Raw genomic sequence first — 11,188 nt, 5'->3', positions numbered from 1 at the left:
AGGCAGCGACTGCGTGGCGGAATGGCGAGGCAGACGCTGCTGGAGGGCGCGGTGTGTAAAGAAGGCGCTGGGTTTGCTTTCCTGAAGGATGCACCACGTACCAGGGTAGCCTCGCCGAGGCTCGGCAACCCTTCGCTATGATACGGAAGGCCCTTGGCCTTCAAGGCTGAGGTGTCAGTCTATTGCGCAAGTCTCAATAATCGGGGGCCACATCAGTCTATTGTGCAAAGCTCAATAATCGGGGGCCACATCAGTCTATTGTGCAAAGCTCAATAATCGGGTGCCACGTCAGTCTATGGTGCAAAGCTCAATCATTGAATCAAAGCGCGTGCGCTCATTCAGCAACGTGCTGGTAATGGGCAGCAAGGCTTTTGTGGAGTGTGTGATGGACGGCCCGCGTCCACCAGCGCTTTGGCCCCGCCCTGGGCGAAGCGCACCAACCACTTGTGCCCGCATTTGCGGCTGACGCAGAACTGCTCGTACAGCTTGCTGATGGTGAACCTGCCGCTGTTGGCGAGAGTGGCAAACTTCAGTCACTGTTCAGGTGTGGGGGTGGTATTCCATGGCCTAAGCTACCCGAAAGTGTAACCCATGTCCCCGGTCAATCTGTTACCGATGTACCCGGTTCATACCAGCATCTGGCTGAGAGGCCCGTCAGGTAGAGCGTCTTGAGCGTGGGCATCAGTTTCGGATGAGCGGTTCCGCCGATACATTTTGGCGGTTCAGTCCGTAGTTTGAAGCCTCGCCGCCACAATGAGTCCTCGCATCCGCCATCATCTCCTAACGCTGCTTTGCCTCGCGGCGAGCCTGGGAGCCAGGGGCGAAGAATTGCACGAGCGAATTGACGCACTGCTCGCCAAGGACTGGGCAGCCGCAAAGGTGACGCCAGCGGCGATGAGCAGCGATCCGGAGTTTGTTCGGCGGCTGCACCTGGACTTGAACGGAGTCATTCCCACGGCGACTGAGACGCGTGCGTTCCTGGAGGATACCCATCCTGACAAACGCGTGAGGCTGATCGACCAGCTGCTCGCACGGCCTGAGTATTCGCTGCACATGGCGCGGGTGTTTGATGTGATGCTGATCGAACGACGGCTGCCGGCGGTGAAGTCCTATGATATCTCTGCGGCGGCGTGGAGGACCTATCTGGCGGAGGCGTTCGCAGCGAACAAACCCTGGAATGCGCTGGTGCGCGAGGTGCTGGCGAGCGATGGCAGCGATGAACTGCAACCGGCGGCGGTGAAGTTCTACGTGGCGCGTGATGCGGATCCGCATCAACTCACGCGCGATGTGGGGCGGGTGTTTCTCGGAGCGGATCTTCAGTGCGCGCAGTGCCATGATGATCCGCGCTTCCCGGACTACAAACAGGCGGATTACTTCGGCATTTACGCCTTTCTAAGCCGTATGTCGTTTCATCGCGACGCCAAGCTGAACCGTTCCTTCATCAGCGAGAAGGCGGTGGGCGACGTGAGCTTCACCTCCGTGTTCACCACCGAGCAAGGCAAGACGAACCCGCGTCTGCCCGGTGGCGAGATGATCGCAGATCCCATGCTGGAGAAGGGCAAGGAGTATGTCAGCGCGCCGACCTCCACAGCGCGCGGTGTTCCGGTTTACAGCCGGCGCAAGCAACTGGCAGAGCAGATGCCCCGCACGGAAACGCCGGGGTTTGCGCGCAATCTGGGCAACCGGTTATGGGCGATGATGCTGGGCCGTGGGCTGGTGCATCCTTTGGATCTGCATCATGCGAAGAATCCGCCATCGCATCCGGCCGTGCTCTCAGCGCTTGAGAAGTGGCTGGTGGAGCATCGCTACGACATCAAAGGCTGCTTGCGCGAGATTGCGCTGAGCCGGTGCTATCAGTTGTCGAGTGAGCTGCCCGCTGGCTCTGAACCCATGGCGGATGCCTTTGCTGTTGCGCCGTTGAGAGGACTGACGCCGGAACAGATGCGCTGGTCCATGCTGCGTGCCTGTGGCAGGCTCGATGCGAGTTTCATGCGTGCGGAGGAGCAGTTGAAGAAGACCAAGCCCGCCGAGGTCGAAGCGAAGCTCAAGGACTGGCACTGGGTCAAAGAGAACTACGAAGCGCTGGAGAAGACAACGAGCACGCTGATCGCCGCTTTTACTCCACTGCCAGGCACCGATGACAGCAAGATCGATCCCGTGGTCGATCATGCGCTGTTCTTGCTGAACAACCCGAAGCTCGTGGATCTCATCAAAGCCGCGCCAGGCACGGCCTTTGATCGCTGGGCGGCCTTCACCGATCCCGCTGCGATGGCGGAGGATGTTTACCTCAGCATCTTCAACCGGCGACCAATTGCTGATGAAGCAGCCGAGGTGGCACGACTTGTGTCTGCTGCCAGGACAGCGAAGGACCGCGCTGAAGTCTTGCAGCCGCTGGTCTGGGGCTTGCTTTTGTCTGCAGAGTTTCGCTTCAACCACTGATCCCATGCAACCCAGCCTCACTCGCCGCCAAGCCATCGCTCGACTCGCAGGAGCTGCAGGAGCTGCAGCCTTCGCTCCATCAGCCATCGCGACCTCGGCGCATCGCAAGCAGTTGCTCGTGCTGTTTCTCTCCGGCGGTGCAAGTCAGCTGGAGACCTGGGACCCCAAACCCGGAACAAAATTTGGCGGACCGTTCCGAGCGATCAATACCTCCCTCGACGGCGTCCGTATCGGCGAACTGCTGCCGCGCACCGCGAAAATCATGCATCGGCTCGCGGTGGTGCGCAGCGTGAACTCGAATCTGCCGGATCATGAGAAGGGGCACTATGCGATCCAAGCCGGACGTCTTGCGCCTGGCTATCCCGTGCTCGGTTCGGCAGTGGCGAAACTGCTGGAGCAGCCCGGTGATGTCCTGCCCGGTTACATCACGCTGCGGCGCGCCGGACCCAAGGCCTACACGGACACAGGCGACGCGGGTTTCCTCGGAGCCAAGTATGAAGGCGTGCGCGTGATCGATGGCTTGCCGCCGGAGAATCTCATTGTGCCTGGAGGCATCAACGCAGCGGCGCTGGAATCACGTGACGCCGTGCGCCGCGCCGCCGATCAGCGCTTCCTGCGCAGTCACGCCAAAGCTCCAATCAACGGCTACAGCACGACCTTTGACCAAGCCCGGGCCCTCATGCAGAGACGTGAGATCTTTGACCTCAAAGCCGAGGCGCCCAAAGACATTGAGCGCTATGGCCGCCACGACTTCGGCAGGAACTGCATGCTCGCGCGCCGCCTGCTGGAGGCGGGTGTGCCTTGTGTGCGCGTGGTGCACTTCGACTGGGATGCGCACCAGGACAACTTCTACTGGCACCAGATGCGATGCGCGGAGTTTGACCGCACATTCGTCACCTTGCTCGATGACTTGGAACAGCGCGGCATGCTGGAGCACACGCTCGTGGTGGTCACTGGCGAGATGGGCCGCACGCCGCAGATCAACAACTTCGGTGGTCGAGATCACTGGGGCCGCGCCTGGTCCGTGGCGATGGCCGGCTGCGGCATCAAGCAAGGCATCGTGCATGGCGCGACGAACGATCTTGGCACTGAAGTGAAGGAACACGAGGTCGGCATCGGCGATCTGTTTCACACCTACCTCACTGCGCTCGGCATCGACTCCAGCGCGGACTACGATTTGAACGGCCAGACCAATCCCATCGCCGATCCCGCAGCCAAGCCGATCAAGGCTGTGCTAGCATAACCGCTCCCGCCAGTGCCCACCAATCCCGCCAAGACCAAGCTGATCATCGAGCATAAGCATGAGGTGCCGCTGATGAGCTGCGTCTTCTCACCCAATGGCAGGCATCTTCTGGCTGGCGGACGCGATGCCAGCATCGCCTGCATCGACGTTGCCAACGGAAAGAAAACAGCGCTCGCCGGACACGAAAGCTGGGTCGGCGACATGGCGCGCGCGGGCAATGATCTTGTGCTCACCAGCGACTACGTGGGCCACGTCATCGCCTGGGATTGCAGCGGTGATTTACCAAAGCTGCGTTGGAACATTGAAGCGCATCCCTGCACCATCCGCGCGCTCGCAGTGAGTGCTGATGGCAGGAGTTTCGCCACCGGGGACCGGGATGGTGCCCTGCGCCTCTGGCACTGCGCCGATGGCCAACTCCTGCGCGAACTGCCACGCAGCGAGCATCCCATCTATGGCATCGCCTTGCACCCTGACGGAAAGCGCATCGTCACCGCAGATCGGCAGCCGAAGAAGCCCACGATCAAAGTCTGCGACCTCGCCAGCGGCAGCGAACTCCTCAAGATCGAAGTGCCCGAACTGTCCGGCTACCGCAACGTCGAGGACATCGAGTGGGGCGGCATCCGCGGCCTCACGCTCACGCCTGAGGGGGCGCTCATCATCGCCTGTGGACGCGGCGGCTACGACGGCCCCGCCAGCCTGCTGCTTTATGACACCAACAGCGGCAAGCTCCACCGCAAGCTCGCCTCCACGATGAAGGGCTTCAGCTACACCGCCCGCTGCCACCGCGATGGCTTCATCATGGCCGCCAGCGGAGAGATTGCCAAAGGCGAGTTCCGCGCGTGGCATCGCGACGAGGACAAATCCCTCGCCGACACCGCCACCAGCGGCCCCTGCACCTGCCTCGACATTCACCCTGACCACAAGCGATTCGCCATCACGCAAGCCATTGGCAAAAGCTCGTATCCCGAGACAGGAGTGGTCGCCTTCTATGAGTGGGAGGGATGAATGAATGGCGAATTCAAATGCTTTGCATTCTCTGGCCCAGAATAACACCCTTTTCATGAATCGATCTCTTGCCCTCCTGGCCGGGCAAAGTCCCGGCGGGCAGCTCCTGCGGAGAGCTGGTTTGTTTTGCCGACATGCTGGGGACCGTGGCCTCGCTGCTGGGGGAAAAACTTCCGGACGATGCAGGTGAGGACAGCTTCGACATCTTGCCACTGCTCCTCGGCGAGAAGCCCGCGTTGCCCATTCGCAACGGCCTGGTGCATGTGAACTACGGCTCCTACACGGTCGCGATCCGCGTGGGCGATTGGAAACTCATCCTGCCCCAGCGGGTTTACCGAGTAAGCGATGGAACACTCGTGCCGGATCACCTCGTCGAGACTCAAGGCAAAGGACCGACCGAGAAGTTTCAGCTTTACGATCTCAGTGCCGATCCTGGTGAAACGACGAACCTCTTCACGCAAGAGAAAGCCAAGGCCAGGGAACTTTTCGACGCGCTTAAAGCCGACGTCGCACGTGGGAGGAGCCGACTGTGAAACGATGCGCTTTGTCTGCCGTTTTTTCGCACCGTGATTGCGGCCCCGGCTGCCTCCCCCCTCGCTATTTCGAAGTGATGCTTGGTGAAGCCCGTTTTGAAAGGCCCCACCCATTTCTCCCATTAAAAGGCGGCACTTTGCCCTTGATGCGGTTTTCAAAAGAAGGGTGCAAATTTTTGGCAAATGATGCGGACGTCATGTTTGCCACGGGCCGGGAGGTGGTTAGTAAGCGCCGGGGGACTGGATGCGGATGCGGGTGCTGCGGGGCATGGTTGACAAATAGACGGGAGCAGGCAGCCTTGTTAATTCTTTGCTCCCTGCCCCCGGTTTTTAGCGTTGTTATCCCAAATGAAAATTTAAGTATATGAACATGCAATCGGAGGCAACTTGCGAACCACAAGTCCAATGGCGATTTACGGTATACTATGAGCCTGATTCATCTCGCCCATTAGAAGAAGGGAAAGCTTGTATCCGAGATTTTGAACTTTTTTCCTCAATTGCGCGCCTTCTTGGCGATCATTCCCCGCATCATATTCCGTCACAGCCATGCAGCGCTGCGTGCCGCGAATATGCCGACAGCACCCGACTATCGCAAACTTTGAATTTATTGGCAGGAATAGGACTTCATCCGGTTTTTTCCACACGCAGATCAAATGAGCGAAGCCCTAGAGAATTTAAAGTCCAACGAGTCTTTCCTCCTGCTACAACGGAAGAATTGGATGCCGCCCCATTTCTCTGCAAAGACCTTTGCATGGAAGGGGGGTGGGGGACCCATTTGGATGGAGATACGCTCCACGCGCGATGGGAAGAGGAAATCGGGCATCCTGAAGCCCCCATTGTAGATGTTCGTGGCAAGGTTCGAGACTACCCTACTGCGTGGACCTTGGAAGCACAAAGGTGGCTATGGGAGACAGACATGAGAGGAGGCAACTTTGCCCCCATCATCTGGGACTGCGATGATCCAAGGGTAAGGGCTCATTCGCATTACCTAAGATCTTCGGTGAACTTTCCGCATTCGCTCACGCCGCGTTGTGTTGGATCCGTTCTTGTTGACGATGCCTATCTAGCCACATTTGGAGAGCCTGATTCATTTGAATGGGATGATGATGGGCGCTCATTGGGTGATGTGCGCATGTTTTACCACCGGAGTGACATCGAACGAATGCGTGGAACTGACATTGCAAGGACGTTCGAAAGCTTTCCGACTGGCGGCGAATTCGGACGTCGAATGCCCGCTAAGATGATCTTCAGCCAGCGCTTCAGACGCTGGACAGATGACAGGGGCTTGGGCTTCAGATGGCAGCCGATTGTCGTTGTAGACTAAAATGAACCCATGCGCAAAGCAGTAACGAAGAACCTGCCAGATTCGGACCGGGTAGCGGACGTTGTAGCGGCGGGTGAGGGTGTTTTGGAGCCAGGCCATGCCTGCGACGAGGTTGGGCTCGGGGGTTTCGATGAAGAGGTGATAGTGGTCGCCCATGAGCGCCCATGCATGGACGTGCCAGCCGGTCATCTCGCAGGCCTAGGCGAGGGTGTGGAGGAAGAAGCGGCGGTCGTCGTCGTCAAAGAAGATGGCCTCCCAGCGGTTGCCACGGGCCATGACGTGGTAGTAGGCGCCGGGGGACTGGATGCGGATGCTGCGGGGCATGGTTGACAAATGGATTGGAGAAGAGCCATGTGGCACTGACCCCGGTCTTCTGTGTGTCGAGATGAGGTGAATTTTGAGGCAGCAGGGTGAGGCGGCATAGGCTCGGAACCAGGCGGCTGGCGGAGTGCTGCGGAATCAATTCCGCGTTCCCCAGTTTCCTTTTTGCCTTCGCAGGCTGATGAATGTACTCTGCGATGCGTGACGACTGCACCTTATCGAAGTGCTGGAGATTTTGTGGCGCTGGAGATTGGAGGAGCGCTGTGGTTTGATTGATGGTATTCGTATCAGGTTGTGGTTTCCCCTGCCCTGCTCCGGGGTATCGATTGGAGTTGTTGTCACATTTGCCAGTCACGAACGGTTTTTCTTATGAAAGCATTTTTTGTCCTGATGATTCTTGGCCTGGGGTGCGCGGCTTCGGCGGAGAAGCCTGATGCTGCCGCTGCTGCTGCCGCTGCGGCTGCTGCTGAGAGGGCGAGGAAGGAGGTGATTACGAATGAACCGGAGGAGGGCATTGTGATCGAAGAGCGGGAGCTGGGGATGTTTGAGAGGATTGACCCGGAAAAGACGCTTTTCACTCCGACCCGGGCGGTGCCGCTGGTGGAGAATCTGGGCTATGGGTGGCGGCTGAAAGTGGATACGGACCGCCCGAGCGTGGTGGTGAGGCATGAGGTGCACATGCCGGAAGCGCCTGAATCGTGGGTCGCGCTCTCGCCGGGATCGATTGTTTCCGAGGACCGGAAGTCGGTGTCTTCAACTGAAGAACTGAAGGTGAAACAGGGCAATCTGTTTCAATACTGGTATTTTACCAAGGGTGATCCCGAAGGGGTGTATGTGATGCGGGCGTTCATCAATGACCGGCTGGTGGGGGAGTTTATGTTCAAGGTGGAGCGGCCGTTCCCGGAGCGGGTGCAGGATTTTCTTGCGTCGGAATGGACGGAGCTTTCCATCTGCGCGGTGGTGGGGTCGGTTGATCATCGTGTGACCGGCACCTGTGTGAAACTGGAACGCGAGAGCGCGAAGGGGCCGGTGTCCTATTCGCTGCCGCTGGGCGAGGCTGCGCCGGCGAATGCCACGGTGAAGGAGGAGGACCTGGAAGAGCTGTACTCAGAGGCACGGGCTGCGGCGAAGGCGGCCTATGAACACCGGCACCCGCTGGAGGTGCTGCAGGACGTGCCGCTCGGGAGAGCCTGGGAGATGCTGAAGAGCGGAGCGATCAAGTTTGAGCGCACGGATGTGGAGGTGCTGATGATTCGCGGGAAGAACGCCAAGGGTGCGGTGGAGTTGATGGACTGCGGGCCGTTCGCGCGGCTGGACACGACGATCCAGAGACTGTTTCAAACGAAGGCGGTGGAGATGAACCGCGAGCAGCAGCAGAAGGTGCTGGGGGTGGATCTGCAAGCCTGGAAGCGGAGCTGACAGCCGACGGAAAACAGGGAACAAACGGAAACTCAGACAGAGCCCCAAACCTTGATGGTTTACGTTTAAAGTGGCTGGCGGTGAAACGCCGGAAAATGAGACCGGCAGGCAATGCGTAGCGCGACGAATGGGAGGTGTGGAATGAATGGCACCGGGACAAGGGGAGGCTTGGAGGGGTGCGGGACGTGGTGCGCAGGCGTGTGGCGGAGCGGTTTGCAGACGCTGCTGGTGAGCGGTGGATGCGACGGAGCGATGGGTTTGCTTCCCGCTTTGCTTGCGGTAAACCCAGGGTTGCCTCGCTGAGGCTCGGCTAACCCTGGGCTGTATGACGCAGCCCCTTCAGGGCTGAGACGAGTTTGAAGACGATGCTGGCAGAGGGAGGCTTTGTGGTTCTACGCGCAACACACCTAACGCATGACTGGGGCGCTGGGCAGAAAGGGAGCTTGGTGTTTCGAAGGGGGCGCTGCCGGAGCGGCATCGGAGTGCCGCGCACCCAGGGGGGAAATGTCTTTCCACATGGAAGAGTCCATTGGGGGCTGTTTGCGCGGAGGGGGGATTTATTCTTTTCGGGGTCGGGTGCGACTGGGGCGCTGGGAGGAGTGGGAGCTTGGTGTTTTTGGAGGGGGCGCTGCCGGAACGGCATCGGAGTGCCGCGCTCCCAGGGAGGAGCTGTCTTTCCACATGGAAGAGCCCATTGGGGGCTGTTTGCGCGAAGGGGGGATCTATTCTTTTCGGGGTCGGGTGAGACTGGGGCGCTGGGTGGGGTGGGAGCTTGGTGTTTTGGAGGGGGCGCTGCCGGAGCGGCATCGGAGTGCCCCATTCTTCGCTGAAGCTTCGAAGGGCAAGCTGCGCTCCCAGGGGCTCAGCAGGCGGCGAGGGCGAGGGCGCGGGTGAGGAGGTCGGTGTCGCAGAGGTAGATGCCGGCGGAGCCGAGGTCGTTGAGCTCGATGATCTTCCAGGTGCCGTGGTGAAGGCCGAGGTCCATGACGAAGCCTTTGTGCCAAGCGGGAGGGATGCCGCCGGAGAGGAGTTCCTCCGCGCGGATCCAGGCGGGGTGCGGCGGGGTGACGGCTTTGTAGGCGGGGAGGCCTTTCACTTTATACTGGGAGGCGGTGATGGCTTTTCCATGCAGGACGAAGAACCGGATTTCTTCGATGATCTGTTTGAAGGCGGACAGGCTGATCCGCTCTTCATCGGGGTTGGCGACGAAGGAGGTGGAGAGCTGGAGTTTCTCGATGTCTGCGGCGGATTCGAGGACGGTGCCGGTGAAGAGCTTTTCGGTATCGACGGGCTTGATGAAGACGGGGTAGCTGAGGGCTGCGGCGCGTGCTTTGAGTTCGCGGAGTTTGAGGATGCTGACGGTGGAGTTGAGCCAGTCTTCGGCATGGAAGCAGGGCGTCCCGGAGTCGGTGGAGCTGGAGGGGACCTGGGGGAAGACGGGCATGCCTTTCTCCCGGCAGACGGTGACGAAGCGCGTGGAGCCGAAGACGTAGTCTGGCTGGAAGCCGTCGAGGCCCACGATCTCGGTGGTGAAAGGGACGAGGGAGACTTCGGCGACTTGAGCGCCGGCATTTTTCAGTGACTTGAGAAACCGGTCGTAACCGTGCTCACCCCAGATGTTTTTCTGTGCCAGTACTTTCATGTATTCTCCTCCAACTCCGCGCTTCGGCCTTCTCGATTTAATTCTGCATGGTTGACCGTGGGTCAAGCTGTCCAACAAACTCCTTGTTGAGCCGTGCACGCGTCTGGCAAGGCGGTGACGCTTCCCAGTTCCACAGGAACTGCGCTACTTTGGGCTGCCGCCCTGGCGAAGCAAAGCAGATTTGTTCCTGCGGAACAAAGAACGCTCCGCTTCCCTCTGAATGTCCCAAATGTAGAACAGGTGTGTGTGTGAAAGTCTCCCAAGCAACTGGCCCGAGATTGTGGGAAGATGTTTTGACGGGGGAGGCGCGGGAAGGTGCGGAACGTTGTGCGGATGCGGAGTACTGCGGCATCGGAGTGCCGCGCTCCCAGGGGGGAGATGTCTTTCCACATGGAAGAACCCATTGGGGGCTGTTTGAGCGGCGAGGGGGCCTGCGGATTCCGGCTGAAGGTGGGGCTGCAATACTGGTGCTAGTGCGGGTGGACGGAGGGGCTGGAAAAAAGAGGAAAAAATGGGAGGTGACAGGTGATTGTTTGCTGCTTCGATGGGAGACTTGCTTATGACGGTACAAGATGCCCTGCTGATTCTCGATCTCTCCGCACCCATCACCCGGGAGATGCTGAGCAGTGCGTACGAGGAGGGGGTGGAGGTGTGGAATCCGAAAAATTTTGAGGGGCGGGTGTCGCTGCTGGCGAAGGCGGCGGCGAAGACGGAGCAGCTTTTCCTGGCGCATGATCTGCTCTCCCGGCAGCCGGATGATGCCTTCCCATTTCAAGGGAGCGTGAAGGCCCGGACAGGAGCGGCGGGATTGACGAGGCCCGGCGCTGCACCGACGGCGGTGGGTGATGTGACATCTCCGCCGCCTCCGCAGGCATTGCAGTCTCCGCAGTCTTTGCCGCCGCCGCATTCGCTGCCACCAGCGCAGTCTTTGCCACCGCCGCAGGCTTTGCCGCCGCCGCAGTCTTTGCCGCCGCAGTCTTTGCCGCCGCAGTCTTTGCCACCGGCGCCTTCTGTGGCGATGGAGCAGCCTGCGATGGCGCCGCCGCCGATGGGGATGGTGATGGAGCAGCCGGTGGAGAGTGCGCCGGAGGCGAGGCCGATGCCGCGTGCGATGAAGCCACGCCCGCGCCAGATGTCTGAAATGCCGCCGCAGGAGATGCCGCCGGTGACGGAGATGTCCATGCACGAAAGGGGGCGCGCGGATGTTGTGCCAGCTCCTGCGGCTGCGGAGATGGATGCTGCGGCTGCGGCTGGGACGATGA

The 11,188-nt window shown here is 59.9% G+C and carries 10 protein-coding genes; 5 read left to right on the top strand and 5 right to left on the bottom strand.

The annotated features are described in order from the left end of the window. Positions 1–338: 338 nt before the first annotated feature. Entirely contained in the window at positions 339–485 is a 147-nt protein-coding gene (locus ACILSR_RS31175; RefSeq protein WP_395753736.1) for a leucine zipper domain-containing protein, read from the bottom strand. Between the two features lie 268 nt (positions 486–753). Here ACILSR_RS31175 and ACILSR_RS31170 point away from each other — a divergent pair, with 268 nt between their 5' ends. The 4 genes from ACILSR_RS31170 to ACILSR_RS31155 all read left to right on the top strand — a co-directional run bounded on the left by ACILSR_RS31170 (position 754) and on the right by ACILSR_RS31155 (position 5,220). After that, the gene (locus ACILSR_RS31170; RefSeq protein ID WP_395753735.1) at positions 754–2,439 is read left to right on the top strand and encodes a DUF1549 domain-containing protein; all 1,686 of its coding nucleotides are present in this window, start codon (positions 754–756) and stop codon (positions 2,437–2,439) included. 4 nt (positions 2,440–2,443) lie between these two features. After that, complete coding sequence (locus tag ACILSR_RS31165) at positions 2,444–3,682, top strand: DUF1501 domain-containing protein (RefSeq protein ID WP_395753734.1); 1,239 nt, start codon at positions 2,444–2,446, stop codon at positions 3,680–3,682. Positions 3,683–3,694: 12 nt separating this feature from the next. Further along, complete coding sequence (locus ACILSR_RS31160) at positions 3,695–4,687, top strand: WD40 repeat domain-containing protein (protein ID WP_395753733.1); 993 nt, start codon at positions 3,695–3,697, stop codon at positions 4,685–4,687. Between the two features lie 68 nt (positions 4,688–4,755). Further along, positions 4,756–5,220 carry a hypothetical protein gene (locus ACILSR_RS31155; protein WP_395753732.1) on the top strand — a complete coding sequence of 155 codons (465 nt, stop codon included), beginning with the start codon at positions 4,756–4,758 and terminating at the stop codon, positions 5,218–5,220. Between the two features lie 1,114 nt (positions 5,221–6,334). Here the strand turns inward: ACILSR_RS31155 and ACILSR_RS31150 are convergent. Both ACILSR_RS31150 and ACILSR_RS31145 read right to left on the bottom strand, forming a co-directional pair. Then, a complete protein-coding gene (locus ACILSR_RS31150; protein ID WP_395753731.1) occupies positions 6,335–6,733 on the bottom strand; it encodes a hypothetical protein in 399 nt (132 codons plus the stop codon). A gap of 9 nt (positions 6,734–6,742) precedes the next feature. After that, positions 6,743–6,868: a hypothetical protein gene (locus tag ACILSR_RS31145; protein ID WP_395753730.1), complete on the bottom strand. Its 126-nt coding sequence runs from the start codon at positions 6,866–6,868 to the stop codon at positions 6,743–6,745. 366 nt (positions 6,869–7,234) lie between these two features. Here ACILSR_RS31145 and ACILSR_RS31140 point away from each other — a divergent pair, with 366 nt between their 5' ends. Then, positions 7,235–8,284: a hypothetical protein gene (locus ACILSR_RS31140; protein ID WP_395753729.1), complete on the top strand. Its 1,050-nt coding sequence runs from the start codon at positions 7,235–7,237 to the stop codon at positions 8,282–8,284. Positions 8,285–9,146: 862 nt separating this feature from the next. Here ACILSR_RS31140 and ACILSR_RS31135 read toward each other — a convergent pair. After that, the gene (locus tag ACILSR_RS31135; RefSeq protein ID WP_395753728.1) at positions 9,147–9,926 is read right to left on the bottom strand and encodes an ATP-grasp domain-containing protein; all 780 of its coding nucleotides are present in this window, start codon (positions 9,924–9,926) and stop codon (positions 9,147–9,149) included. A 771-nt stretch (positions 9,927–10,697) separates the two neighbouring features. Continuing rightward, a complete protein-coding gene (locus tag ACILSR_RS31130; RefSeq protein ID WP_395753727.1) occupies positions 10,698–11,108 on the bottom strand; it encodes a hypothetical protein in 411 nt (136 codons plus the stop codon). Positions 11,109–11,188 lie beyond the last annotated feature (80 nt).

Source organism: Prosthecobacter sp. (assembly GCF_044222565.1).
GTDB lineage: Bacteria > Verrucomicrobiota > Verrucomicrobiia > Verrucomicrobiales > Verrucomicrobiaceae > Prosthecobacter.
The sequence above is the reverse complement of the archived record's forward strand: the minus strand, read 5'-3'. Positions and strand labels throughout refer to the sequence as shown.

Excerpts from the sequence above, each read along its gene's own strand:
- ACILSR_RS31150 (WP_395753731.1), bottom strand. The coding sequence starts at position 6,733 with ATGACCGGCTGGCACGTCCATGCATGGGCGCTCATGGGCGACCACTAT.
- ACILSR_RS31170 (WP_395753735.1), top strand. The coding sequence starts at position 754 with ATGAGTCCTCGCATCCGCCATCATCTCCTAACGCTGCTTTGCCTCGCG.
- ACILSR_RS31165 (WP_395753734.1), top strand. The coding sequence starts at position 2,444 with ATGCAACCCAGCCTCACTCGCCGCCAAGCCATCGCTCGACTCGCAGGA.
- ACILSR_RS31130 (WP_395753727.1), bottom strand. The coding sequence starts at position 11,108 with ATGGACATCTCCGTCACCGGCGGCATCTCCTGCGGCGGCATTTCAGAC.
- ACILSR_RS31145 (WP_395753730.1), bottom strand. The coding sequence starts at position 6,868 with ATGCCCCGCAGCATCCGCATCCAGTCCCCCGGCGCCTACTACCACGTC.
- ACILSR_RS31140 (WP_395753729.1), top strand. The coding sequence starts at position 7,235 with ATGAAAGCATTTTTTGTCCTGATGATTCTTGGCCTGGGGTGCGCGGCT.
- ACILSR_RS31135 (WP_395753728.1), bottom strand. The coding sequence starts at position 9,926 with ATGAAAGTACTGGCACAGAAAAACATCTGGGGTGAGCACGGTTACGAC.